This window comes from Arthrobacter sp. MDT2-34-1 (genome assembly GCF_059091365.1).
Genome location: NZ_JBNHGO010000001.1, coordinates 1,446,709 through 1,471,748, shown reverse-complemented (window position 1 = coordinate 1,471,748; position 25,040 = coordinate 1,446,709). Strand labels below are relative to the sequence as shown.

General features: G+C 69.9%; 24 protein-coding genes. 14 read left to right on the top strand and 10 right to left on the bottom strand.

What is annotated here, in order from left to right:
- The first annotated feature begins 1 nt into the window (after position 1).
- The 3 genes from AC5RVV_RS06825 to AC5RVV_RS06815 are packed head-to-tail and all read left to right on the top strand — an operon-like array spanning position 2 to position 3,147.
- On the top strand, positions 2 to 1,339 hold the full coding sequence (locus tag AC5RVV_RS06825; protein WP_494000590.1) for a geranylgeranyl reductase family protein: 1,338 nt from the start codon (positions 2 to 4) through the stop codon (positions 1,337 to 1,339).
- A 9-nt stretch (positions 1,340 to 1,348) separates the two neighbouring features.
- Positions 1,349 to 2,449 (top strand): polyprenyl synthetase family protein, encoded by a 1,101-nt coding sequence (locus AC5RVV_RS06820; RefSeq protein ID WP_494000589.1) that lies wholly within the window; start codon positions 1,349 to 1,351, stop codon positions 2,447 to 2,449.
- Between the two features lie 59 nt (positions 2,450 to 2,508).
- Entirely contained in the window at positions 2,509 to 3,147 is a 639-nt protein-coding gene (locus AC5RVV_RS06815) for a LysE family translocator (protein ID WP_494000588.1), read from the top strand.
- A gap of 13 nt (positions 3,148 to 3,160) precedes the next feature.
- On the opposite strand, the gene AC5RVV_RS06810 is transcribed toward AC5RVV_RS06815, so the two are convergent.
- The 3 genes from AC5RVV_RS06810 to AC5RVV_RS06800 all read right to left on the bottom strand — a co-directional run bounded on the left by AC5RVV_RS06810 (position 3,161) and on the right by AC5RVV_RS06800 (position 5,820).
- Positions 3,161 to 3,595: a hypothetical protein gene (locus AC5RVV_RS06810; protein ID WP_494000587.1), complete on the bottom strand. Its 435-nt coding sequence runs from the start codon at positions 3,593 to 3,595 to the stop codon at positions 3,161 to 3,163.
- A gap of 117 nt (positions 3,596 to 3,712) precedes the next feature.
- A complete protein-coding gene (locus AC5RVV_RS06805; protein ID WP_494000586.1) occupies positions 3,713 to 4,336 on the bottom strand; it encodes a putative glycolipid-binding domain-containing protein in 624 nt (207 codons plus the stop codon).
- A 47-nt stretch (positions 4,337 to 4,383) separates the two neighbouring features.
- Positions 4,384 to 5,820: a PucR family transcriptional regulator gene (locus tag AC5RVV_RS06800; protein WP_494000585.1), complete on the bottom strand. Its 1,437-nt coding sequence runs from the start codon at positions 5,818 to 5,820 to the stop codon at positions 4,384 to 4,386.
- Positions 5,821 to 6,039: 219 nt separating this feature from the next.
- Between AC5RVV_RS06800 and AC5RVV_RS06795 the strand changes: the two genes are divergently transcribed.
- From AC5RVV_RS06795 to AC5RVV_RS06760, 8 genes are all read left to right on the top strand, one after another.
- On the top strand, positions 6,040 to 7,611 hold the full coding sequence (locus tag AC5RVV_RS06795; protein WP_494000584.1) for a sodium-dependent transporter: 1,572 nt from the start codon (positions 6,040 to 6,042) through the stop codon (positions 7,609 to 7,611).
- Positions 7,608 to 7,745 (top strand): methionine/alanine import family NSS transporter small subunit, encoded by a 138-nt coding sequence (locus AC5RVV_RS06790; protein ID WP_494000583.1) that lies wholly within the window; start codon positions 7,608 to 7,610, stop codon positions 7,743 to 7,745. Before AC5RVV_RS06795 ends, AC5RVV_RS06790 begins: the two co-directional genes overlap by 4 nt.
- Before the next feature lie 269 nt (positions 7,746 to 8,014).
- The gene (gene gabT, locus AC5RVV_RS06785) at positions 8,015 to 9,397 is read left to right on the top strand and encodes a 4-aminobutyrate--2-oxoglutarate transaminase (protein ID WP_494000582.1); all 1,383 of its coding nucleotides are present in this window, start codon (positions 8,015 to 8,017) and stop codon (positions 9,395 to 9,397) included.
- Between the two features lie 230 nt (positions 9,398 to 9,627).
- A complete protein-coding gene (locus AC5RVV_RS06780; RefSeq protein WP_494000581.1) occupies positions 9,628 to 10,491 on the top strand; it encodes a universal stress protein in 864 nt (287 codons plus the stop codon).
- A 246-nt stretch (positions 10,492 to 10,737) separates the two neighbouring features.
- Positions 10,738 to 11,787: an efflux RND transporter periplasmic adaptor subunit gene (locus AC5RVV_RS06775; RefSeq protein WP_494000580.1), complete on the top strand. Its 1,050-nt coding sequence runs from the start codon at positions 10,738 to 10,740 to the stop codon at positions 11,785 to 11,787.
- A complete protein-coding gene (locus AC5RVV_RS06770) occupies positions 11,784 to 12,497 on the top strand; it encodes an ABC transporter ATP-binding protein (protein WP_494000579.1) in 714 nt (237 codons plus the stop codon). The genes AC5RVV_RS06775 and AC5RVV_RS06770 overlap by 4 nt, the downstream gene beginning before the upstream one ends.
- Complete coding sequence (locus AC5RVV_RS06765) at positions 12,494 to 13,687, top strand: ABC transporter permease (RefSeq protein WP_494000578.1); 1,194 nt, start codon at positions 12,494 to 12,496, stop codon at positions 13,685 to 13,687. Before AC5RVV_RS06770 ends, AC5RVV_RS06765 begins: the two co-directional genes overlap by 4 nt.
- A 73-nt stretch (positions 13,688 to 13,760) precedes the next feature.
- Positions 13,761 to 14,228 carry an SRPBCC domain-containing protein gene (locus tag AC5RVV_RS06760; RefSeq protein WP_494000577.1) on the top strand — a complete coding sequence of 156 codons (468 nt, stop codon included), beginning with the start codon at positions 13,761 to 13,763 and terminating at the stop codon, positions 14,226 to 14,228.
- On the opposite strand, the gene rarD is transcribed toward AC5RVV_RS06760, so the two are convergent.
- The 7 genes from rarD to AC5RVV_RS06725 form a co-directional block, all read right to left on the bottom strand.
- Positions 14,225 to 15,262: an EamA family transporter RarD gene (gene rarD / locus AC5RVV_RS06755; protein ID WP_494001291.1), complete on the bottom strand. Its 1,038-nt coding sequence runs from the start codon at positions 15,260 to 15,262 to the stop codon at positions 14,225 to 14,227. The genes AC5RVV_RS06760 and rarD overlap by 4 nt on opposite strands.
- A gap of 71 nt (positions 15,263 to 15,333) precedes the next feature.
- Positions 15,334 to 16,326 carry a DUF6177 family protein gene (locus tag AC5RVV_RS06750; protein WP_494000576.1) on the bottom strand — a complete coding sequence of 331 codons (993 nt, stop codon included), beginning with the start codon at positions 16,324 to 16,326 and terminating at the stop codon, positions 15,334 to 15,336.
- Between the two features lie 8 nt (positions 16,327 to 16,334).
- Positions 16,335 to 16,766 carry a hypothetical protein gene (locus tag AC5RVV_RS06745; protein WP_494000575.1) on the bottom strand — a complete coding sequence of 144 codons (432 nt, stop codon included), beginning with the start codon at positions 16,764 to 16,766 and terminating at the stop codon, positions 16,335 to 16,337.
- Complete coding sequence (gene eccCa / locus AC5RVV_RS06740; protein ID WP_494000574.1) at positions 16,759 to 20,814, bottom strand: type VII secretion protein EccCa; 4,056 nt, start codon at positions 20,812 to 20,814, stop codon at positions 16,759 to 16,761. The genes AC5RVV_RS06745 and eccCa overlap by 8 nt, the downstream gene beginning before the upstream one ends.
- Complete coding sequence (locus AC5RVV_RS06735; protein ID WP_494000573.1) at positions 20,811 to 21,911, bottom strand: nucleotide-binding protein; 1,101 nt, start codon at positions 21,909 to 21,911, stop codon at positions 20,811 to 20,813. Before AC5RVV_RS06735 ends, eccCa begins: the two co-directional genes overlap by 4 nt.
- A gap of 20 nt (positions 21,912 to 21,931) precedes the next feature.
- The gene (gene eccD / locus AC5RVV_RS06730) at positions 21,932 to 23,257 is read right to left on the bottom strand and encodes a type VII secretion integral membrane protein EccD (RefSeq protein ID WP_494000572.1); all 1,326 of its coding nucleotides are present in this window, start codon (positions 23,255 to 23,257) and stop codon (positions 21,932 to 21,934) included.
- Positions 23,258 to 23,259: 2 nt separating this feature from the next.
- Positions 23,260 to 23,580 (bottom strand): hypothetical protein, encoded by a 321-nt coding sequence (locus AC5RVV_RS06725; protein ID WP_494000571.1) that lies wholly within the window; start codon positions 23,578 to 23,580, stop codon positions 23,260 to 23,262.
- 261 nt (positions 23,581 to 23,841) lie between these two features.
- On the opposite strand from AC5RVV_RS06725, the gene AC5RVV_RS06720 reads away from it, so the two are divergent.
- The 3 genes from AC5RVV_RS06720 to AC5RVV_RS06710 all read left to right on the top strand — a co-directional run bounded on the left by AC5RVV_RS06720 (position 23,842) and on the right by AC5RVV_RS06710 (position 25,028).
- Complete coding sequence (locus AC5RVV_RS06720; protein ID WP_493939538.1) at positions 23,842 to 24,189, top strand: hypothetical protein; 348 nt, start codon at positions 23,842 to 23,844, stop codon at positions 24,187 to 24,189.
- Between the two features lie 96 nt (positions 24,190 to 24,285).
- Positions 24,286 to 24,591 (top strand): hypothetical protein, encoded by a 306-nt coding sequence (locus AC5RVV_RS06715; RefSeq protein ID WP_493939539.1) that lies wholly within the window; start codon positions 24,286 to 24,288, stop codon positions 24,589 to 24,591.
- Between the two features lie 59 nt (positions 24,592 to 24,650).
- Positions 24,651 to 25,028, top strand: a complete 378-nt coding sequence (locus AC5RVV_RS06710) for a DUF6507 family protein (RefSeq protein ID WP_494000570.1) — start codon at positions 24,651 to 24,653, stop codon at positions 25,026 to 25,028.
- The last annotated feature ends 12 nt before the right edge of the window (positions 25,029 to 25,040 follow it).

Genomic DNA, 25,040 nt, shown 5'->3' with positions numbered 1-25,040 from the left:
CATGTCAGTTCTCATTGTTGGGGCGGGGCCGGCCGGTTCCACGGCCGCGTACTACCTCGCCCGCGCCGGCGTGGACGTGACCGTGCTGGAAAAGACGGCCTTCCCGCGCGAAAAGGTTTGCGGCGACGGCCTGACGCCCCGCGCCGTGCGCGAAGTCCAACTGCTGGGGCTGCCGCACGAGGAATCCGCCGGCTGGCGCCGGAACCGGGGGCTGCGGCTGATCGCCGGCGGCCGGCAGCTTGAGCTGCCCTGGCCGGAACTAAGCGACTTCCCGGACTACGGCCTGATCCGCACCCGGATGGGCTTCGACGAGCAACTGGCCCGTCACGCGGCGGCCGCCGGCGCCGTCGTGCTGGAACGCCACTCCGTTTCCACCGCCCTCCGGGACGAGGCCGGACGGGTCACCGGGGTCCGCGCCAATGTGCTGGACGGGCGCGGACGCAAGACCGGGGAGACCAAGGACTTCTTCGCCGACGTGGTGCTGGCCGCCGACGGCAACTCCACCCGCACCGCCCTGAGCCTGGGCATCGAGAAGCGCGACGACCGGCCGCTGGGCGTGGCCGTCCGTACCTACTTCACCTCGCCCCGGCACGACGACGACTGGATGGAGGGATGGCTGGAACTCCCCGACGCGGCCGGCAACCCGCTGCCCGGCTACGGCTGGGTCTTCGGCGTCGGCGACGGCACATCCAACGTGGGCCTGGGCATCCTCAACTCGTCCAAGTCCTTCGGCAAGCTGGACTACCGGCAGGTGCTCCGCGAGTGGACCGCCGGCATGCCGGCGGAGTGGGGCTTCACCGAGGAAAACCAGGTGGGACAGGTCCGCGGTGCGGCCCTGCCGATGGGGTTCAACCGGACGCCGCACTACAGCCCCGGCCTGCTGCTGCTCGGCGACGCCGGCGGCATGGTCAGCCCGTTTAACGGAGAGGGCATCTCCTACGCCATGGAGTCCGCCCGCTACGCGGCCGAGCTGATCGCCGACGCGCACGGCCGTTTGTCCGGGACCGGCGGGCAGCTGCTCAGCATGGCCGGGTTCGACGCCGCGATGGCCCGCTACCCGGACATCATCCGCGGGCACTGGGGCAGCCACTTCACGCTGGGCCGGATCTTCGCCCAGCTGATCGGCAAACCGGCCATCATGAAACTGGCCCTGCGGACCGGAATGCCGGTCCCGCCGTTGATGCGCTTCGTGGTGCGGATGCTGGCCAATTTGACCGACTCGGGCGGCAAGGGATTTGAGGATAGAGTTATTCATCTGCTGGAGCAACTGACGCCGCCGGCATCGAACCAGGCCGGCGGCCACAAACCGGCCGGCCATACCGCCCCCACGATTAGTTAGTGTTGAACAGTGACTGACGCCAAACCGAGTTGGACTCCCGCCGGCCAGAACCCGCCGCAGTCGCCGGAGCTGGATACCGCGACTGCCGCCCTTGCCACCAGCCTGAACCTGCCGGACGGCTTCGCCCCGGTGGCCCAGGACGCCGAGCTCGGTCCCGCGGTTTCCACCGCCCTGGCGCGCGTGGAGAAGCAGTTGCGCGCGGCCATCGCACACTCCGATCCGTTCGCCGACGCCACCAGCCGCCATCTCGTGGAAGCCGGCGGGAAGCGGATCCGTCCGCTGCTGACCATCCTGGCCGCGCAGCTGGGCAACGGCTCCGTTCCCGACGTGGTGCAGGCCGCCGTCGTCGTTGAACTGACGCACCTGGCCACGCTCTACCACGACGACGTGATGGATTCCGCGCCGTACCGCCGGGGCGCCCCGACCGCGCACGAGGTGTGGGGCAACCAGGTGGCCATCCTCGCCGGCGACCTGATCTTCGCCCGCGCCTCGCTGCTGGTGTCCCAGCTGGGGCCCGAAGCAGTCGGCATCCAGGCGCGCACCTTCGAGCGGCTCTGCCTGGGACAGTTGCACGAGACCGTCGGCCCGCGCGAGGACGAGGATCCGGTGGAACACTACCTCTCAGTGATCGCGGACAAGACCGCCTCGCTGATCGCCACGTCCGGCCAGCTCGGCGCCATGTTCTCCGGAGCCGGCGAGCAGGCCGTGAACGTGATGCTGGAATACGGCGAGAAGGTGGGCGTGGCGTTCCAGTTGGCCGACGACGTGATCGACGTGACCGGCCTCAAGGCCAAGTCCGGCAAGACCCCGGGCACCGACCTGCGTGAGGGCGTCCCCACCCTGCCGGTCCTGCTGCTGCGCCAGGCCGCGGCCGACGGCGACGCGTCCGCCGCCGCCGTGCTGGACCTGGTGGACGCGGACCTGACGTCGGACCAGGCCCTGGCAGACGCCGTCACCGCGCTGCGCGGGCATCCGGTCACCGCCCAGGCCTGGGCCATCGCGGGCGAATGGGCCGACGCCGCCAAGGCCTCCCTTGCCCCGCTGCCCGAGAGCACAGTCAAGGCCGCGCTGACGGCCTTCGCCGAGGCCGTCGTGGACCGCGAGGTCTGACCGACGGGTCCACCTTGACTATGCCAACCCTGCCGGCGCCGTCCTTCGGGGACTAACGGGTGACCGTAGAACAAGCACTGGTGTCTTTCGCCCTGGTGGCCGGCCTGCTGACCCTGGTTCCCGGGATGGATACCGCTTTGGTGCTGCGCTCAGCCGTCAGCCAAGGCCGGGGCAGGGCGTACGCGACGGCGTTGGGCATCAACACCGGAGCCTTGGCCTGGGGCATCGCGGCCGCGGTCGGGGCGTCGGCCCTGTTGGCCGCCTCGGAAACGGCGTTCACGGTGCTGAAGGTGGCCGGCGCCGCTTACATGGCCTGGCTGGGCACCCGGATGCTGTGGAGGTCGTTCCGAAAACCTGCCACGCGCCTCGCAGACCCCGGCGCCCCGGCCGCTCCGGCGTCGTACGTCAGGGCGTGGCTCACCGGCGTCGGGACGAACCTGTTAAACCCGAAGGTCGGCGTCTTCTATGTGGCGATGATCCCGCAGTTCATCCCGCCGGGCGTCTCCCCGGCGCTGATGGGCATTCTGCTGGCCCTGGTGCACAACCTGGAGGGGCTGGTGTTCTTCTCGGCCATCATCTGGGGCACGCATGCGGCCCGGAAGTGGCTGCGCACTCCGGCCGTGACGCGTTCCATCGACCGGATCACGGGCATCGTGCTGGTCGGTTTCGGCGTCGCCCTGGCGGCCGAGAGCCGCTGAACCGGCCGGTGGCTCAGTCTTCCTCTTCGTCGTCGTCGCCGAAGACCCACTCAAACATCTCGAAGACGAACTCGCTGAAGGTCGCCTCCTCGCTCTGCCACTGCGGCTTCGGGCCGTTCGTGCGGATCCAGACGATGGGGTCCGGCACGTCCAGGTGTTCGGTTTTGAAACCCCAGTTCGCTTCTTCGTCCATCTCGTCCAGGAACAGCAGGTAGCCGCCTTCGATCTCCAGTTCGTCCGGGTCGAAGAAGAAGTCGTGCGCCTCCATCAGGTCTTCGCAGCCCCCGAGCGCGTGGTAGAACTCCACCAGCGCCTGCGGGACCTGGAACTTGTGGGCGCCCAGCAGCCCTTCGAGTTCGTCGTAGGAGAGGCCGTCGTCCTCGGTCCACTTCCGGTCCAGGTACTTGGGCACGAGGGCACGGAATTTGTCCACGAACATTTCGGGCATGGTTTCTCCCTGGAACGGTTGATTGGAGGCTTGGTTCCATCCTATGCGGCGGCACCGACTGCGCTGGACGGCGACGGCGGCACACACGGCCCGCCGGTGCCCTCGGACGGCCCGTCGTCAGTCCCGGCGGCGGGTGGCCAAACCGGGGTAGTCGATGACGATGCCGTCCGAATCCACCACGATCTCGGCGCTGAAGTCCCCGGAGGTGTAGGTGACCGCGGCGGTGCCCGTGCGGTCGTCGTAGGCGCGGGAGCCGCTGTAGATCTGCTGTTGGCCGAGCACGCGCAGGCTCGGCATCTCCACCCACGCGACCGTCAGTTCCGCGGCGGCGTCGGCGTCGTGAACCAGGCCCAGCCGCAGGATCGGCATCGTGTTGGTGGCCGGGCACAAACCCAGGTCGCAGTCCACCGCCCCGACCAGGGAGTCCGGATCGGCGATCCCCGGTTCCGGCAGGTCGCTGTCCCCGGACACCCTGGTCGCGGCACTCCAGTTGCCGTCGGGCGCGCGGTCCAGCACCAGATGCCGGCTCCAGCCCCGCCCGTGGACGGAAACCGTGAGGCTTTCGGTGAACCAGTTGCCGGTGGTCGTGAGGGACCAGCTGGCGGCGTAGCCTGCGGTGCGGGAGGCGCCGTGGGCGCTCAGGCGCTCCGGTTCCAGGTTCAGGGTCGCCGTGTCGGCGCGCTGGGGATCGTCGCTTCCCAGCCAGGTGACCGTCCGGCTTTCGTGCGTCTCGTGTCCCATGCCCCCAGCCTTGTGTCTGCACCGGGTATTGGCAAGGGACCGGCCGGCTAGCCCTTCGTCCGGGACACCGAACCCAGCCGCCGCACCGTCAGGGCAAGCCACAGGTGCACCCGGTCCGCGGTGAGGGCGGGATCGTAACCGGTCAGCTCCACGATCTGGGACAGCCGGTAGCGCACGGAGTTCCGGTGCAGGCCCAGCTCCTCGGCCACGGCCGCCACCGAGCCGTTGAGCTCCAGATAGGCCTGCAGCGTGGGCAGCAGCGCCGCGTCGTGGGCCGCGTCGAACTCGGCCAGCGGGTCGAGTGCCTCGGCCGCAAGATCGGCCAGCGGCACGTCTTCCGACGCCAGCAGCAGGGAGGTCAGGGACAGCCGCTGCGGCACGTTCAGCCGCTCGCCCCGGCCCACCGCCTCCTTGGCCTCGAAGTAGCTCCAGCGCAGCCCGTTCGCCTGCGCATAGCTGCCGCCCACCCCGACCGTGGCGGCGAAGCCCGCGTTCTGCAGGTACGCACTCAGCTCCCGGCCCAGCGCCTCGCCCGATTCGGCGCCCTGCACCACCAGCACCAGCCGCTCGTCGACCAGGCCGGTGACCACGCCGTCGAACGCGGCGGGCAGCGGCAGCGTGGGCAGCGCGCGGCGCTGGGCGGCGGCCACCTGCACCATGACCACCAACTGGCGCCGTCCGGCGTCGATCCCCACGTTGCTCAGCCGCAGGGAGGCGTCACCGCCCTGCAGCACCCCGCGCACCACGTCCAGCAGCACCTGGCCCACGGAACTGCGGTCGGCCGCGCGGCGGTGCGCCTGGTTGCTCAATTCCAGGCTGATCAGGCTCTGCGCGTAGTCCACGATGGCGTTGCGCTCGTACGGCTTGCCCAGGGCCAGCGTGCAGCGGTCCTTCAGGCCGGTGGCGATGGGAAGCTCATGCCAGCCGTTTTCCTCGCCGCCGCCGGTTCCGTACAGCCGGGTCCCGTATTGGGAGAGCACGACGTCGGTGCCCACCATCGCCGACAGGGTGCGCAGGAGCGCGGGGAGGCCGCCGCCGCCCAACAGCGAGGCGGCCAGCGCCTGGTGGTCCTTGAGGAGGTGCTCCAGGCGGTTGTAATGGTCGGCGGAAATGGCGTCGGCGACCATCTTGCTGATCGCCACGAAGGGTGTCTCGTAGGGAACTTCGAAGACCGGAAGCTCCAGCTGGTTCGCGGCGGCGAGCACGCCCGCCGGAACCCGGCGGTGCGTCAGCCCGAGCGCGAAGCCCATGCCGACCGCGCCGGCCTCGTGCACCCGCTCCACGAACCGGCGCTGCGCGGCAGCGGTCTTCTGCCGAAGGCCGGTGGTCAGCACCACTTCGCCGCCGGTCAGGAAGGGCAACGGGTCCTCGAGCTCGGTCGAAGCCACCCAGGTGATCGGCGCGTCCGGGTCGCCCTGCGCGGTACCCACCAGCTTCAGGTGCAGCGCGGGGGAGGCCAAGAGTTTGGCGAGAGTGACAGCCATGCCTTCACTATACGGGCCGCCGTTGTGCAGGTGCACTATTCGTCAACGAGCGGCGCGGAGCGGCCCGCCGGGCGACGGGGCGGGCACCGAGGCTCCAGTGCTCTCGCGTCGCGCCATGGGGCCGGGCCGGTTTTCGGGGCAGCCGCCCCACGGCGCTAGGATGGTCGGCGGCGTCACACGCGTCACACCACTGCCAGCCCTACACCGTGAGGTCCCTTCATGAGTACCCGTACCCCGCAGGCAGCGTTGGGCGCCAAGCCCAAGCGCGAGATGTGGTCCACCCGCAAGGTGTTCATCCTCGCGGCGATCGGCTCCGCCGTCGGCCTGGGCAACATCTGGCGCTTCCCGTACGTCGCCTACGAAAACGGCGGCGGCGCCTTCATCATTCCCTACCTGGTGGCGCTGTTGACCGCGGGCATCCCGCTGCTGTTCCTGGACTACGCCGTCGGACACCGCCACCGTGGCTCCGCCCCGCTGGCCTACCGCCGGCTGGCGCGAGGCGCCGAAGGGCTGGGGTGGTGGCAGGTGGCCATCTGCTTCGTCATCTGCGTCTACTACGCCGTCATCATCGCCTGGGCGGCGATGTACATGATCTACTCCGTCACCGAGGAGTGGGGGGACGACCCCGCCGGATTCTTCATGGAATCGTTCCTCCAGGTGAGCAAGGACGTGAACATCGGTTTCGACTTCGTGCCCACGGTCCTCATCCCGCTGGTGGTTGTCTGGGCGGTGGTGCTGCTGGTGCTGGCCGCGGGCGTCCAAAAGGGCATCGGACGGGCGAACATCGTGTTCCTGCCGCTGCTGCTGGTCATGTTCCTGCTCCTGGTGGTCCAGTCCCTGTTCCTGCCCGGTGCGGCCGACGGGCTGAACGCGCTCTTCACTCCCGACTGGGGTGCGCTCACCAACACGACGGTGTGGGCCGCGGCCTACGGCCAGATCTTCTTCTCGCTGTCCGTTGCCTTCGGCATCATGGTCACCTACGCCTCCTACCTCAAGCACCGGACGGACCTGACCGGATCCGGGTTCGTGGTGGGCTTCGCGAACTCCGGTTTTGAGATCCTGGCCGGCCTCGGCGTCTTCGCGGCGGTCGGCTTCATGGCCTTCAGCGCCGGCGCCGAGGTCGGCGACGTTGCCGCCGGCGGGATCGGGCTGGCGTTCGTCGCGTTCCCGACCATCATTTCGGAGGCCCCGCTGGGCGGACTGCTCGGCGTGCTCTTCTTCGGCTCGCTGGTGTTCGCAGGATTCACCTCGCTGATCAGCATCATCGAAGTCATCATCTCCGCGGTCCAAGACAAGCTCGGCATGAGCCGGGTCAAGACCACGTGGTGCGTCGGCATCCCGCTGGCGTTGATTTCCATCCTGCTGTTCCCGACCACCACCGGCCTGAACCTGCTGGATGTCACCGACGCCTTCGTCAACAGCTTCGGCATCATGGCCTGCGCCCTGGCGACCGTGCTGCTGGTGACCTACGGATTCCGCAAGCTGCCGCTGCTGGGCGGACACGTCAGCGAGGTCTCGTCCATCAAGCTGGGCCTAGGGTGGCGGATCATGGTCGGCATCGTCTCGCCGATCGTGCTGGGCTACATCCTGATCAGCGAACTGATCAAGAGGATCCAGGAAGGCTACGGCGACCCGCCCATGCCCGACTGGTTCGTGAACGTCTTCGGCTGGGGCATGGCGGGGTCCCTGATCGTGGCCGGCTTCATCCTGTCGCTGATTCCCTGGAGCAAGAAGTCGGCGGCCAACGACCCGGAGCTGGATGCCCACACCCTGAAGGAGACACAGCCGTGAGTACCGCAGCAATTGTCATGCTGATCATTTCCATCCTGACGGTCTGGGGAGGCCTGGCACTGGCCCTGGTCAACCTCAGCCGCCACCCCGAAGACGAGGGTGCCCTGCCGGCGGACCGCGCACCGGAACTCTAACCCGACGGCCGCCGCGGCGGCGTCCTGCGGCCTCCGTGCCGGCGGGCGCCGCCGTCGCTGCCTCTGGCCATCTGCACGGCAACATTGCGCATTCGCTGTGCGGGCCGCCATAGGCAGCTGCGGGCCGGGAACCGTAATCTCGCTGTAGAGCTCGGCGTCCCGTGGCCCGGCCTGTCCGCCGGTCCCCCGCGAAGCTGCCGCTGCGATGCGAGTGTGCGGATCCTCCGGGCTGTCCGCTGCATTCCCACCCTCAACGTGAAAGGCACATCATGACCACTCAGACGACCCAGCCCCAGTTCCGGCTGGAGCAGAAGCGCGACGTCTCGGCCGGCTTCCCCGGCCCGAAGTCCGCCGAACTGGCCGCCCGCCGCAGCGCCGTGGTTGCCGGCGGCGTCGCCTCCGGCGTTCCGGTCTACGTGGCCGACGCCGACGGCGGCATCATCACCGACGTGGACGGCAACTCGTTCATCGACCTGGGCTCCGGCATCGCCGTGACCAGCGTCGGCGCCTCCGACCCCGCCGTCGTCGCCGCGGTGCAGGAGCAGGTCGCCAAGTTCACCCACACCTGCTTCATGGTCAGCCCCTACGAGGGCTACATCGCCGTCGCCGAAAAACTGGCCGAGCTGACCCCGGGCGACCACGAGAAGCGTTCCGTCCTGTTCAACTCCGGGGCGGAAGCCGTGGAGAACGCCGTGAAGGTGGCCCGCATTGCCACCGGCCGCACCGCCGTCGTCGCCTTTGACCACGCCTACCACGGCCGCACCAACCTGACGATGGGCCTGACCGCCAAGGCGACCCCGTACAAGTCCAGCCCGGCCGGCAGCTTCGGCCCCTTCGCGCCGGAGATCTACCGGGTGCCGATGAGCTACCCGTACCGCGAGGAAGCCGACATCAAGGGCGAGGACGCGGCACGCCGCGCCCTCACGATGATCGAGAAGCAGATCGGCGCCGAGAACGTGGCCGCGATCCTGATCGAGCCCATCCAGGGCGAGGGCGGCTTCATTGTCCCGGCCGAGGGCTTCCTCCCCGCGCTGGCCCAGTGGGCCAAGGACAACGGCGTGGTGTTCATCGCGGACGAGGTTCAGTCCGGTTTCGCGCGCACCGGTGCCTGGTTCGCTTCGGAGCACGACGGCGTGGTGCCCGACATCATCACGATGGCCAAGGGCATCGCCGGAGGCATGCCGCTGTCCGCCATTACCGGCCGCGCCGAGCTGATGGACGCCGTGCACCCGGGCGGACTGGGCGGTACCTACGGCGGCAACCCGGTGGCTTGCGCCGCCGCGCTGGCTGCCATCGACACCATGCAGACCCAGGACCTCAACGCCCGGGCCCGCCACATCGAAGAGCAGGTCATGGGCCGGCTGCGGAAGCTGGCCGAGGAAGTCGACATCATCGGCGACCTGCGCGGCCGCGGCGCCATGCTGGCCATGGAGTTCGTCAAGCCGGGCACCGGCGCGACCACCAAGGAGCCCAACGCCGAGGCCACCAAGGAAATCGCGGCCGCCTGCCTGCAGGAAGGCGTTATCATCCTCACCTGCGGCACCTACGGCAACGTGGTGCGCCTGCTCCCGCCGCTGGTCATTGGCGACGAGCTGCTGGCCGACGCCCTGGACGTGCTGGAAGCAGCCATCCGCAAGGTGGCGGCGGCCTAGTACGGGCAGCGTCCGAACGGGCGGCTGCCGGATCCCTCGCCAGCGAGGGTTTCCGGCGGCCGCCCGCGGCCGTTCTGGAGGTCGCTCCGGCCGCCCGCCCCGTCCTGCTCCCGGCCTGTTGCCGCCGGCGGTCTCGGGTTAGAGTCGGAACCATCATCGCGTCACGGGGTGCGGATGTTGCCGGCACCGTCGCATCCGCTGCTCCACGGACAGGGACAGGGGTAGTTTGCATGCGTTATGTGGTGGGATACCAGCCGGACGAGCGGGGAGCCGATGCCGTGGCATTGGCCGTGGCAATCGCCCGAACGCAGGGGACGGGGCTGGATATCGTCTATGTGGTGGCAGACAGCGCCCCCTACGTGGCGTTGAATCCCGAAGGCAGCCGCGTCAGCGCCAGCGAGCAGGAAGTCCTCACCGCCCGCCGCGAGGCCCTGAAGCTGGTCCCGGCAGACGTCAACGCCGAATTCAAGGTACGGTCCGCCGAATCGTTCGCCGAAGGGCTGATCGCGGCGGGCGAGGAAGCCGGCGCCAGGCTGATCGTCATCGGTGCCAGCAGCAACAGCCTGTTTAAACGCTTCACGGTGGGCAGCGTGGCCAATGCCCTCCTGCACGCCTCGCCGATTCCGGTGGCGTTGGCGCCCCGCGGGTACCAGCGGACAGAGCCGCTGACCCGGCTGACCGCGTTCATCGGCGAGCGGCAGGGCGCGCAGGCCGCCCGGGACGTTGCCCTGAACGCGGCCTCGCGCCGCGGCCTGCAGCTGCGCCTGGTTTCCCTGGTCTCCCTGGACACCCGTGAAGAGCCGGACAGCGGCGAGGCTATCCACAGTGCCCACCTGCACGCGAACTCCGTGCTGGCCCAGGCCGCCACCGAGCTGCCTCCCGGCAACGCCACGGTGACCGTGGCCCATGGGCGCAACATCGAAGAGGCCATCGATTCGTTGGACTGGGACGACGGGGAACTGGTGGTCATGGGATCCAGCCGGCTCGCCCAGCACAACCGCCTGTTCCTCGGTGCCACGGCGTACAAGGTCCTGCGTTCGCTGCCGGTGCCCATGGTGGTGGTTCCGCAGGAGGTGGACGGGGTGCGGGACTAAGGGGTGCGGGGAACGCGGGGGATCGCCGGGGGGCTCCGGATCAGGCCGCCGGCAGGCCGCTGCCGTGACTGTTGCGGCGCCGGGCGGTTCCGGTCTCCGCCCTGGCCGCCGGTAGCGGCCGTGTCTTGGCCGCCCGCCGCCATCCGGCACTGGTAGCCTCCGTCACAAGCGGGTGTTTGTCTCACGTCATGTGTCAGCTTCCCGCCGTGACGCGCCTCAGGCGCACGTCGACGAGGGGGATTCTGCATGAGTGCTGTGCGCCGCTACGTTCTGCCGGTGGTTTGGCTGGCGATTTTCGCCGTCATAGCTGCCGCGCTCTTCAAGCTCGCCTTCGTGGATGGCATGCGCGCGGAGGCGGTCGACCAGCAGCCTTCGGCCCGCCTGGTCACGCCCAGCGTACCCGCGGCCGTGGGCACGGTGATCAACGTGGTCCAGCTCGAGGGATCGGTTGCCGGCGACCCGGCCGTGACCGTGCGCAGCACGGCGGAAGGCACGGTGAACCACCTCTTCGTAGAGGCCGGCGCGAACGTGGCCAAGGGTGATGCGCTGTTCCAGGTGCAGAAGCCGGTGGAACCCGACGCCGTGCAGCAGGTTTCGCTCGAACCGGATCCGGAGGATGAACCGGCCTTACCGGCTGCCCCGGCGTATACCTACGTGAACGTGGTGGCCCCGGCCGCCGGCAAGCTGACCGACCTGTCCGTGCTGGTGGACCAGCAGGTCTCGGTCGGTGCCGAAGCAGCCGTCATTTCCCCGGGCACCTTTTCGGTGACCGGGACACTGACCGCCGAGCAGCAGTTCCGGCTGCTCGACCGCCCCAGTTCCGCCACCGTGACCGTCATGGGCGGTCCGGCTCCCTTCGAGTGCAAGGCCGTGACGGTCGGGGAGAGCCCGGCAGCCGGCGCCCCGGGACCGGTGCCGGAGCAGCCCGGGGATCCGTTCGGGCCGGCGGCCCCGGCGGCGACGGGCACTGTCAACTGCGCCGTACCGGCCGATGTCAGGGTTTTCCCCGGGCTGGGCGCGACGATCGATATCACGGCCGGAACCGCCGAGAACGTGATCGTGGTGCCCACCACGGCGGTCCGCGGATCGGTGGACACCGGCCTGGTGTGGGTGGTGGAGGACGACGGCGGGACACCGGTTGAGCGCCCGGTCGCCCTGGGACTGACCGACGGGATGCAGGTGGAGATCGTCGACGGGCTGGACGAGGGCGACCTGGTCCTGCAGTTCATTCCCGGCGCGCCGGGGGACCAGATGATGCCCGGGATGGAAGGCGATTTCGGCATGGTGGGCGGATGAGCGCTGCGGCGGCGGGGGCCCCGCTGCTGGAGTTGCAGGGAGTGACGCGGAGTGTGCACATCCCGGACCGCGGCCCGCTGCACATCCTGCAGGGCATCGAGCTGAGCATCGGTACCGGCGAGCACGTGTCGATAGTCGGCCGGTCCGGGTCGGGAAAGTCCACCCTGCTGAACATCCTGGGCCTGCTGGATGTGCCGAGCACCGGCGAGATGTTCTTCGAGGGGCGGGCGGTTTCGTCCCTCGGGGAAAAGCAGCGCGCCATGGCCCGCGGTGCCCGCGTGGGATTCATCTTCCAGCAGTTCAACCTTCTGCCGGGCCGTACAGCACTGGAAAACGTCATGACCCCGCTGCTCTATGCCCGCGGCCGGCAATTCTGGCGGCGCGAGCGGCTGGCCGCCGAAATGCTCGATCGGGTCGGCCTGGGCGACCGGCTGGGGGAGAAACCGCACAGGCTCTCCGGCGGTGAGCAGCAGCGGATCGCCATCGCGCGGGCGCTGGTGCGCTCGCCCAGGCTGATTCTTGCCGATGAGCCTACCGGCGCCCTGGACATCGAAACCGGGCAAAACGTGATGGCCCTGCTGGACGAGGTGGTTCGGGAGTCGGGTGCGGCCCTGGTGACCATCACGCACGATGCAAACGTGGCGGTCCTGGCCCAGCGGCACTATCGGCTGGGCGACGGGATTCTGCACGCTTCGGAGCAGGCAGCATGACCGGCGCCGTTGCCCTCCTGGTCGAGGCATGGGCCGAGCTGCGCATCCACAAGACCCGGGTCCTGCTGGCCTTGATCGGCGTGGCGCTGTCCGTCGCGGCCCTGACCACCGTCGTCGGGCTCGGCAACATGGCCAGGGAAGGCATCGTGCAGGGGCAGGAACAATCCGGAGGCCGCGCAGCGACCGTGACGGCTGAGGTCCACCTGCCGACAGGAACCGAAGAACCGGCGGTCCGGCAGGCCGCCTTCGAGGGGCTCGTGGAACGCTACGGCGTGGAATACGCGAGCCGCCGGGCCTTCGCCCAGGTTCCCTTCCAGTTCCCCCACGGCGTCATGACGGCCGAGACCACGGTGGTGGACCGCAGCTACGGCGAGATGCGGCGGGTCAACCTGGTCACCGGCCGCTGGTTCACGGAAGCCGACGCCGCGGCGCTTGCGCCGGCGGTGATCATCAACGAAGCATTCCACCGGCAGCTGGGTGCACCGGACCTGGCGCTGAACCCCGTGGTGCAGATCTTCCAGCAGCGGCCGATCGCGGCCACCGTGGTGGGAGTGATGCCGGACTTCCACCAGGAAGCCATGGCCCAAGCAATGATGCTCACCAACCAATACGAGCGTTGGGGCCTCGGCGGGGAGGCAGGTCCTCCTCCCGTGCTGGAAATGTGGCTCCCGGTCGAGCTCGAGCCGGGCCTGAGCGCGGCGATCGCCGGTGACCTTCAGGCCCAGTTCCCCGATGCCCAGGCGAATGTGTACCGCAGCGACTATGCCGCCTGGGGCGACCCGTTCGAGGGCATCCAGTGGGCGGTAGGCGGCATCGCCGGCCTGGTGCTGCTGTTGGGCGCCGTGGGACTGCTCAACATTTCGATGGTGACGGTCAGGTACCGGGTGCGGGAAATCGGCATCCGGCGCAGCTTCGGGGCGACCTCCGGCCGGATCTTCTTCGGCGTCATGCTCGAATCGGTGGTCGCGACGTTCGTGGCCGGCGTGGCGGGGGTGATGCTCGCCGTCGCCGTGGTGAAGAGCCCGTGGATCCAGGACCTGATCGCCCAGGGCATCAGCGAACTGCCGCCGTTCCCGGTGGAAGCGGCGCTGCTGGGCATCGGCGCCGCGACGGCCGTCGGCGCACTGGCCGGCCTGATCCCGGCGGTGGTGGCCGTGCGGGTCAAGGTGATCGACGCGATCCGATACTAGTGCGGGGCCTGCCCGGCGGGACGGACCGAAGCGGCAGAGCCCGAAGTGCCCGAGGGTGCGTTAGCCTCCGGGTATGCCTCTCCTAAGTCGTGCCGTTCACGCGGCGAAGGGACACGTGTCCCACAGGTGGTCCATGCCGGTGCCCGCGGCCCGCCTTTGGTGGGGGCTGACAGACCCGGAAGCCTTGCCTCATTGGCTGGGGAAGTTAACTTCCGGGCGGTTCGTCGGCGGGGATGTGGTGACCATCCAGCACGCGGAAAACTATTGCTGTACCAGCCGGATTCTGGAATGTGAACCGGAAAAACTGCTGCACATGACGTGGGACTTTCCGGACGAGCCGCCTTCGCAGGTGCGGATCACCCTCACCCCGGTCGGCAGTACGACCACCCTGAACCTGGCCCACGACGGGCTGGGGAGCGAAGCGGTCAATTACCTGCCCGGTTGGCACGCGCATCTTCTCTACTTGGAAGCGCTCACCCTGGGCCGGCCCCGACCCATGTCCGACTTCTGGTCAACGCACGACGGGCTGTCCGGCCTCTAAGCCGCCGCCGGCGGCTGGGGTGCCTGGGCGGCCGCCGGCTCCCCGCCGGCCTTGGGCGCCCGCTTCAGGGCCACGGCCATGTCCGTGGTCAGGATGGCCAGGGAGAGCCAGACCAGGCCGAAACCGATCCAGCGTTCCAAGGGCATGGGCTCGTGCAGGAAGACGAGGGCGATGATGAACTGCAGGAGCGGGGCCAGGTACTGCAGCATGCCGACAGTGCTCAGCGGCAGCCGGCGGGCGGCGGCGCCGAAGAACAACAGGGGCAGCGCGGTGATCAGGCCGCTGGCGGCCATCAGCCAGAAGTGGCCGCCGCCTTCGGAGAGCAGGGTTGCCTGGCCGCCGGCCATCAGGATGAGCATGACGGCCACGGAGACCGGGGTCAGCACCAGCGTTTCCACGCTCAGGCTGGTGACGGCGTCGACGCGGCCGCCGATGTTCTTCTTGACCAGGCCGTAGAACCCGAAGCTGAGCGCCAGGATCAGGGCAATCCACGGAACATTGCCGTACCCGAAGGCAAGCACCAGCACGGCGGCGAAGGCAACGCCCATGGCGGCCCACTGCGCCGGGCGCAGCCGTTCCTTCAGCAGGATGACCCCCAGCAGGACGGAGACCAGCGGATTGATGAAGTATCCCAGCGCGGCCTCGATGGCGTGTCCGTTCAGCACCGCGAACACGTAGGTCAACCAGTTGATCGCGATGAGGCCCGCGGCCAGGGACAACGTCCCGAAAGTGCGCCTGTTGCCCAGCGCGGCGCCGAAGGTGCGCCAGCCGCGCAGCGCCGTGATCAGCAGGAAGCAGAACAGCAGCGACCAGACAATCCGGTTGGCGACGATCTCCAGCGGGCCGGCGGGTATCAGCGCGGTGAAGTACAGGGGGAGGATGCCCCAGAGGCCGTAGGCCGAGAGGCCGTAGGCCATGCCGGCCCGGGTCTCGGTGTCCCGCCCCCCGCGGGACGCAGCGCTGGCGCCGCCATCCTGGCTCCCGGCCACGCGGGCGGGAGAAGAGGGCTCCGAGGTGGCACCGCCGTCGTTCATGGACACGCTGGCGACAACCTCCGGTCGGTGGGTTCTATTCCACCCACCGTACCCCCGCGCAGCCGCGGCCGTCAGAACTTCCCGCCGGCCAGCTTTCCCACCAGGTCGCTGAATTCGTCGAGCGGATGCTGGCGGCCCCCGGAGGGATCGCGGTGGTACGTGACGGCCAGCGACTGCAGCGGCGGGACGCCCACCAGCCGCGCGCGGTCGCCGGCGGCGGCCAGGGCCTGCTGCGGGCCGAACTGCGCCAGCGCCTCCGGCCCGAAGAACGAGCAGGCGGGGACGCTGACGCCGGTGAAGCGCGCCGGAAAGGCCAGCCGGTCCAGCAGCACGGTGTGCCCGGCCAGCGCGGTGCGGGCGTGGGCGCGGTGCATGGCCGAACCGAAGGAGGCCAGCTCGTCGTCGCTGAGCGGGTCCACCGATTCGCAGAACAGCTCCACCGACTCGTGCACACCCGTCGACGAGCGCGTCACGGTGAGCACGCCGATGGACGGCACCTCCGTGCCGGGGCGGGGACGGCCGACCACGACGATGTTGCCGGTCATCGGCGCGAGACGGAAGCAGTAGTCGGTGAGGTCGGCAACGTCCCACGGTTCGCTGACCGGCTCGTGGATGCCCCAGCCCAGCGGCCCGGCGCCGGTCAGCTCGGTGAACAACGCGGCGGTGAAGTCGCCGATGCGGGTGGATGCGCTGGCCGGATGCAGGATCTCGCCGCGGGCCTGGATCACGCCGTCGGATCCGGCCGGTGCCTGGAGGTAGTCCGGTGCCAACTGTTCCTCGGCGGCGAAGACGTCCCCGCCCCAACGGTACTGCTGGCCGGTGAACCCGTTGTAGAACGTGCCGTCCGCGGCGCTGGCCATCCAGATGCAGCCCTCGCGCTGCAGCAGCTGGTACAGCGGCAGCGTCAGCTTGCCGGTGCTGGGCGTCATCACCACGAACTGGCGTTCCGATGCGCGCGCGGCCACATACGCGCGGGTGAGGGCGGGGGAGAGGAACGCGAGCGGCTTGTCCTGGAAGACGACGGCGGTTCGTTCGGTGTGGAAATCGAAGGCGGAGGCGTGCATGCCCATCCCTATTCTCCGGAGTTGGGCAGTTGGTGGGTGACGACGGCGCCGCGGCACCGCACGGCGATATTCTGCGCCACCCGGTAGCCGAGCGAGTCGCCGTCGGGGATGCCGTTGCGGACGGTGATCTCCTGCCACCACAGGTCCTGGTGCTCCGGCTCGGCGAAGTCCGGGTGGTCGGAGAAGATCGACGGGATCGGGGTGCCCTCGATGGCGTTCACGGTGGCGCCGGCGAGCAGCCGGGACACCTCGCCGGGAACCCGGACCAGGCGCGGCAGCTCGACGGCCAGCAGCGTGGTGCCGTTGCCGTCCTCGACCTCCAGCAGGGCGTTTCCGGCGGCCTCGCGGACGTACTCCTGCGGCACCACGGCCAGCAGCGAAACCATGACCACGTCCTGGCCCGGCTCATCGAGCGCGACGACGGTGACGGTGTTAGACATTGGCGGTCGCCTCCAGCGGGGTCCACAGGGTCTGTACGGTCTGGACGGGCCCGCCGGAGCGGACCAGCAGGCCGCGGCCGGGCGGCAGCCGGCGGGCGCGCACGTTGTTGAGCAGGCCGCCTTCGGAGCGGTCGCCGGAGAGGATCAGGCCGGTGCTGCCGGAGTCCCGCAGCGCGGCGAAGAACTGTTCGTACATGCCGCGGCCGGCGCCGCGCACCCGGCGGGTGAGGATCACGTTCAGCTGCAGTTCCGGGCCCATCGGCAGGTATTCGATCAGCGAGCGGAGCGGGCCGGCGCCGCCGGCCGTGAGGATGTCGTAGTCATCGGCCAGCAGGACGATCCGCGGAATGCTGTCCGCCTCGCCGATGCTGTCCTGCATCGCGTCGCCGCCGGTGGTCCGCTTGGACAGCTCCGAGGCGATCGCGTTGGCCAGCGGCTCGGCCTGGGCGGCGCTCGGCGCGTAGCCGCCCAGGTAGGCGTCCGGGACCACGTCGGCCAGCGCCCGGCGGGGATCGAAGACGGCGAAGACCAAGTCCCGGGACGGGTACTGCGCCACCAGCGAGGCGACCAGGGAACGGACCAGGTTGGTTTTGCCGGACTGCTCGTCGCCCATCACGATCAGGTGGTGCTCGCCGCGGACGACGTCCAGCATTTCGGGGCCCAGGTCGGTCTCGCGCAGGCCGAGCGGCAGCAGGCCCTGGAGCGCCGGGACCTCGAGCTGGGCGGCTTCCACCACCTGCGGCAGGATGCGCACCTGCATGGCGCGGGCATCGGTGGAGGCGGCGACGGCGGCCACCATGTCCCGCGTGCCCTGCGTGGCCGTGTCCGCGTCGGCGACGCCGTCGATGCGCGGGAGCGCGAAGTGGCCGAAAAGCCTGGCGTCGGTCAGCGCGCGGCCCGGCCGGTCGGCGGGCATGGTCTCGGCCAGTTTGCGGCCGTAGGAGGAATCTGCCGGATCCGCCAGGCGCAGCTCGATCTTGGTGCCGAAGAAGGACTGCTGGGCCAGCCGGATCTCGTTTTGCCGGTTGGCGGTGGTGATCACGTGGATGCCATAGCCGCCGCCGCGGGCGATCAGCGCATGCACGGCCGGTTCGATGTCCTCGAATTCGTCTGTCAGCAGGCCGTAGCCGTCCAAGACCAGCACGACGTCGGCGCTGGGCAGTTCGGGAATCTTGCCCTGGGCGCACAGCCTACGCAGGGTGGCCAGCGAATCCACCTGGTACTTCTCAAAGACGATCTCGCGCTCGCCGAGCATGGCCAGCAGTTCTTCCACCGTGCGGCGGACCACCTCGCGGTTGGTCCGCACGGCCACGCCGCCCACGTGCGGCAGGCCCTCCAGCGGGATCAGCGAGTTTCCCAGCAGGTCCACGCAGTAGATGCCCACTTCCTGCGGGCTGTGCGTGAGGGCCAGCGAGGCCGCGATGGTGCGCAGCGCGGTGCTCTTGCCCGACTGCGGCCCGCCGATGATGGCCACGTTGCCGCCCGCCGACTTCAGGTCCAGTTCCCACACGCCCTGCCACTGTTTGGCCGGGTCATCGAGCAGGCCGATCGGGACCTTCAGCCCGCCGCCGGAGGCGAGCCGGATGCCCTGGCTGGTGGTGGTCACCGAACCGGCGGCGGTGTCCAGAGCCAGCGCCGCCGGCAGCGGCGGCAGCCAGATGGGATCCACGGCGCGCGGGAATCCGGCCAGGGTGGCCATCAGCGTGGACAGGACGGTCGGACCGGTGGTGCGCTTGGACGCCCCGGTACGCGCCGGCCTGGTGGCAGCAGCGCCGGCGTCGTCCGCCCGCTCCAGGCTGGCCGCATACGTGGGCATCGGCAGCACCCGGGGGCCGTCGTCGCCGGCGGTTTCGTCCGCCTCCTGGGCCTGGACATCCTCCAGCGGCCCGGAGACGTACCCGGCCTTGAACCGGGTGTAGACCGTGGTATCCACCTTCAGGTAGCCGTATCCCGGGACCGGCGGCAGGTGGAAGGCATCCGGCGTGTCCAGCACGGTGCGGGATTCCGATTCGGAGAGCGTGCGCAGCCCGATCCGGTAGGACAGGTAGGTCTCCAGCCCGCGCAGCTTGCCGGACTCGATCCGCTGGCTGCTCAACAGCAGGTGCACGCCGATGGACCGGCCGATCCGGCCGATGGAGAGGAACAGGTCGATGAAGTCCGGCCGGGCGGTGAGCAGTTCGCCGAACTCGTCGATGATCACCACCAGGTGCGGCAGCGGTTCCATGGCCTCGCCGCGGGCGAGCCGTTCCTGCCGGTGCAGCTGGTAGTCGGTGATGTTGGCGATGTTGCCGGCGGCCTTGAGCACTTCCTGCCGCCGGACCACCTCGCCGTTAAGGCTGGAGTAGATTCGTTCGATCAGGCTCGCGTCATCGGCCAGGTTGGTGATCACGCCGGAGACCTGCGGCGCGTCGGCGAAGGGAGCGAACGTGGCGCCGCCCTTGAAGTCCACCAGCACCATGGACAGCAGTTCCGGCGGATGGGTGGCCAGCAGACCCAGCACCAGCGACCGCAGCATCTCCGACTTGCCGGAGCCGGTGGCGCCGACGCAGAGCCCATGCGGGCCCATGCCGAACTGCGCCGATTCCTTCAGATCCAGCAGGGTCGGCCGGCCGCGGTCGTCGGGGCCCAGCGGGATCCGCAGGAAGTCCACTTCGCTCCGCGGCTTCCAGAGCCGCCTGATGTCCGCCTCGTCCAGCGCCGGGCTCAGGCCGAGCATGTCCAGGAAGCTGTCCGAGCTGGCGGCGGTGTTGTGTTCCAGCGAGTCCGCCGAGAGCCGCATCGGTGCCAGTTCCCGGGCCAGCGCCTCGGCGGTCGGCACGGCCAGGGGGTCCAGGGTTCCCTGTTCCACGACCGGCTCGACCGGATCCTCGCGGTAGTTCTGGATCGTGAATCCCGAGTCCGACGGCGGGGCGCCGGAGACCGCGGAATCCGCGGCCGCGCCGGCCTGCGTGACGCGCACGCTGACCTCGCCGGGCTCCTGGCCGCGGTCGGCCACCAGATAAACCACCGTAATGCCCAGGTGGGCCAGTCCGGCGTGCCGGTCCGGCAGCACGAGTTCTTCGGGCAGCCCGCCGTAGCAGTCGGCGAGCACCAGCAGCCGCGGCAGGTGCTGGCTGGCGCCCCGGGCGTTCTTGGAGGATTCGGCAGCCACCACCGCGCGGCGGTTCAGCTCGTCGGCGAGCACGGCACCGAGTTCGTCCAGGGACCGGGCCATCCGGCGGACCGGGCCGGTGGCGTGGGCCTGCTTCTGGTCCGCCAGATGCGGCAGCCACAGGGCCCAGTCCCAGTCGCCCAGCCGGTCTTCGCCGGCCGCGATCCCCACGTGCAGGTCCTCGGGCGAGTGGAAGGCACAGGCCTCGGCGAGCAGGTTCCGGGCGGCGTTGAGCACGAACCCGCGGGAGCCGATGATGCTGACGTTGCCGGCCGAGTCCAGCGGCAGGGTCAGCGGCAAATCCGGCGACGACTCATACCGCCGCTGCAGGATCCGGACCTCGTTGTCCATGAAAGTGTCGCGCTGGGCCGTAACCGGGCCCTGCTCGTTGACGGTGATCTGCCGGCTGATCCGCTCGCCGGAACCGATCCGCACGTGCAGGAAGTCCTCGTTGCCGCGCCGCCGCTCCCAAAGCCGCTGCGTATTGCGGACGATGTCGAAGAGGGCAGTGGGCTCCGGGTTGCTGGTGCGCGCCGTGGTGATGGTGCGCTGCTCGTCGGCGCGGAGCGTGGCCCGGGACTCCTCCAGGTATTCCAGGTAGCGGTCGCGTTCTTCGGCCCGGGCGCGGGCCGCCCGGCCGCGCTGGCCCAGCATCATGACGATGGACGCGACGACGGTCACGATCATCGCGATGGCGCCGACGGCGGCCAGGCTGTTGCCGCGGAAGAGCATCATCACGGTCATGGACAATCCGGCGCCCAGCAGCGGGATCAGCGCCATGGCGTTCATCCTGCCGGCCTTCTCGCCCATGGGCGGCGGGGCCTCCAGGCTGAAGGGGGCGGCCTCGCGCGCCGGGGCGGTGGTCCGGGCCGGCCGGTGGAAGATCTTCACGCTCATCGGCCGGTGTGCTCCATCGCCAAAGCCAGCGCGGTGGAGGCCAGCTCGGCCGCCTGCAGCCGGACGGCGCGGGACATCAGGGCCGGGTCGAGTTCCACTCCGCCGGCCAGGTGCCGGTCGTAGCCCAGGGGCAGCACGGAGATTCCGTCCCGCGCGAGCAGCTTCGCTTCGGCCATCGGGTCCAGCGGGGCGTCGGCATCCGTCCGGGTCAGTACGGCCAGCAGGCCGGTCCCGGCCAGCTCAGGGGTGGCCGCCCACGCGGCCGCCGTGCGCCGCACGTCCTGGACCCCGGCCACCGAGGCGGGGGCCACCAGCACGGCCAACTGTGCGACGCCGATGGCCCAGTTGGTGTCAGGGTTCTCGCCCGGGCCGGTGGCGCAGTCGTATACCGCCACCGGGCAGTACCGGGAGATGTTCTGGCCGGCCGCCGAGAGCGCGGCATTGCCGGCATGCCCGCCGAGCGCACGTTCCCCGGCCACCCAGAGGTTGGGCCCGGCGGCGGCCAGCTGCCGGCGCAGGTCGTCGGCGCTCCCGGCGGGGGAGTAGTGCAGGACGGCGGCGGCGTCGTCGATGGCCGGTGCGTCCGGCACCCCGAGCCGCAGCGCCAGGGTCCCGCCGGCGGGCGCCAGGTCGACGGCCGCGATGGTGTCCTGCCGGGCGGCCGCATACAGCGATGCGAGCAGCGCCGCCGTCGTGGTCTTCCCGGCCCCGCCCCTGCTGCCGATCACGGCGATCCGGCGCCCCGTGCTGACCGCGGCCTGCGCGCCGGCCGTGGCGGCGACCAACCGCCGCGGGTAGTCGTCGGAGGAGAGCAGGCCCCTCGCCGCCAGGACGGTGCGGACCAGCCAGGGCTCGCCGCGCCGGCCGCGCAGGCGGCGGCGCCGCTGTTCGGCATCGGACTCGAACGGGCCGGGCTTGGCGGGTTCGGCGGCCGGAGCCGGCGTGCTCCACGGGTCGGCCACCTGTGTCCGGCCGGGCAAGCCCGCGCCGGACGGGGCGGCCGGGGGCACGGAAGCCTGCCGGGGCGGGCCTGCCGGGACGTGCCCGGTGGCGGTATTCTCCCGGGCGATCAGGTCCCTGCGCGACATCGGTTCCATGGAATCGGTTCCAACCTGTCTCAGTCGAAGGTGGTCAGCAGCGAGGCGAAGACGCCGAACAAGCCGATGACCAGCGGGACGGCGGCCAGGATGGCCAGCGTCTCCATCCGGTTGGCCAGCAGGCGCAGTTTCGCGGCGGAATGGTCGGCCAGCGTGACGGTCAGCGAGATCACCACGGCGATGGCCAGCACCAGCAGGCCGGCCGCCACGAACCAGCCGTGCCCGGGAGAGAAGGCCAGCACCGCGCACGCCAGGGACAGCGTGCCGACGGCGGCCGCCAGGTACAGCGCGATCCGGTCGGTGGCCAGCGGAAAGGCGCGCGCCCGCAGCCCGGTGGCCAGGGCCAGGCAAGCGATCAGCGGCAGTGTCCAGGCCTGCCGCTCGGTGTCCGTTCCCAGGATCCACAGTCCGGCGGCCACCGAGAGCGCCGCCAGCGCGGTGCCGAAGCTGAGGCCGCGGTGCGCCGAGCCGATGGCCACGTGGACGTCGGTGCGGCCGATGCGGCCGCCCTTGGCCCGCCGGTCGTCCAGCGTGGCCAGTCCGGACGCGGAGAGGGCGATCTGCGGCAGCAGGCCGAGGGTCGCGCAGCTGAGCAGCGCGGCCACGCCGGCGGCCAGCACCGGGGCGCCGAAGAGAGCCAGCGAGGCAGCCCAGAAAACGGTGAGCAGGGCGAGCAGTCCCGCGGCAGACATCAGCGCCCGCGGACGCTGCGAGATCAGGCCGGCACCGACCAGTGCCGCGGCGCTCGCCGCGGCGGCCAGCAGCACGTGCGTCCCGGGATCGGAAGGCAGACGCAGCACGCCACCCACGGCCAGCAGCCAGCCGGTGCCCACCAGCAGCGGGCCCAGCACCGTGGCGGTCACCCGGCCCAGGTAGATGCCGGCGGCCAGCAGCACCGCGGCCAGCGCGAAGAAGACGGCCGCGGCCATTGCCGTGGCGGCGCCCTCGAGCAGCAGGTGCACGCCCAGGTACAGTCCGACGGCGGCGAAGACGGCGCCCGTCCCGCGGCGGACCCGCTCGGTCCAGCGGCCGCCGATGTCCTCGGTCTGTTCCACCACGGCGTCGGTGATGTCGTACACCACCGGTGCAGGCGGGGCCTCGGAAACATTCACCAGCCGGAGCATGGCGCCGTCGGCAATGCCCGCCTCGCTCAGCGACGCGTCCTCGCGGATTGGATCGCCGGCGGGGGTGATCAGCGTTTTCACGGCGACGGCGGCGGCCGGCTGGTCATCGAGCAGGTCCAGGACCTGCGGCAGCAGCAGGCCGACGGGCGTTTGCGACGGGAGCAGGACGTCCACATGGCGCTGCGGCCCGGCCACGGTCACGCGGGTAAAGGTTTCGGCCATGCTCAAGCGGCTCCTCGGTGGGTGACGGGCGGCAGGCGGGCGCCGTCGTCGTCCGCCGGATGGCCACCGAGGTGGAGGACGACGGCTGACTGCGTCCGCTGCTGCCGTTCCTGCCGCAGGTCTTCCAGCAGGTTGGTCACGAACGAATAGCCCACGCAGACGGCGGCGATGACAGCCGCCATGGCGATGCTGAAGAAGAAGGTGCGCACGCTGGACTTCCAGCGCCGCTGGAGCGGGTTCGCGCCGTACAGCAGCGCCGTGGTCAGCCGGGCACGCCGGACAGCCACTGACTCAATGAGCTGGTTGTCGTAATCGTGAGCCACGTCTCTCCTCCCAAGCGGTGCGTCGCCTACCGAGCTTATCGCTCCAAACGATGGATAAATTCCCGCGTGTCCCGCTCAGGATGGGGAGATGTACCCATTAACGTCGATTGACGCGGTGCGAGCCAGCGCGTTCTATGGTAAAGGCGGGGAACCGCTCGAAGACAACCGGCCGGGCGGCAACCCGGCGCACCGCGGACGCAGCAGGCGTCCGCCGGCGGAAGCGGCAGCTACAGCCCCGTGACGGGGCACGGAGGTGGAGCAATGAGCGGCAACCAGTTCATCAAGATGGAAAAGAGCGCGTTTGTCGACGCCGGGAAGGCCAGCGCGGCGGCCGATACCGAACTCCAGGCGCTGATGAAGGAGCTTGAGGCAGTTCCCGAGCCGATGCGTGGCAACACCGCCGGCGACTTCTGGGAGAAGTTCAAGGGCATCATGGGCCGGGCCAACATGGTGGCGTCCGGGCTGCAGAAATCGCTGGTTTCCATTCAGCAGGGCCAGTCCGAGGTCAACACCACCATGCAGCTGGGCGAGCAGCAGCAGGCCGACGACGCCGATGCCACCGAGGGCAAGGCGGCCTGGGACGACGCCGTCTTCCGCAACCGCGGCTAGCCTGCACCGGAAGCAGGCAGGCTCCCGCCGCTCAAGCGGCAATGACCCACAGACGATCTTTTTCCGGCCGAGGCCGGGCATGAGGAAGGAAACATCATGGCAGACCAGAATTCATTCGCCTTCTCCGACGGCGGAGCATCGCAGGCCCAGGACAACCTGGACCGGGTGAAGAAGAAGCTTAACGCGCTGGTGGAAACCCGCAAGAAAGACGCCGCGGACCTGCAGGCCAAGTTCCAGGCCACCGACATCGCAGAGCAGTACGACCGGGTGGAGCAGGCCTGGGCAGACGCGGGCTTCGCGTTCGCAGGCATCATGGCGGACGTGCACAAGCTGCTGGAGGATGCCAAGAGCACCGCCGGCAACACCATCAAGACGGCCGGCGCGAAGATCGCCAACATCTAGACCGGCAGCATCCAGATCGCATCCAGTCCGCCAAGGTCCGGCACGAAAGGCAAACAGCAGTGGCACTCGACGGCTGGGACATCGAACCCACCAAAGTCCAAACAATCGTCACCACCGCCAGCGGGCGGGCCGACAGCTTTGAGACGGATTTCCCAGCCCTGGGTACCGCCGTCAGCGACATCGTCGCTGCCGCAAAGTCCGGCCCGGTAATGGACGCGCTCAACGGCTGGGCGGAGAAGACCGTCCAACCGGGCCTGAACAGTGTTGCCGGACGGCTGCAGACCACCTTCCAGGGCACCATGGACGCGGTGAATTCCTACGTCATGGGGGACGCGCAGATGGCGTCGGATGCCCAAAACCTGATCGGGACGCTGCCCGAGGAGGCAGACGCCTCGCGGCCGCACCGGCCGCACGGACCCACTCCGCTGGCGCTCTGATCGACCGGTCCC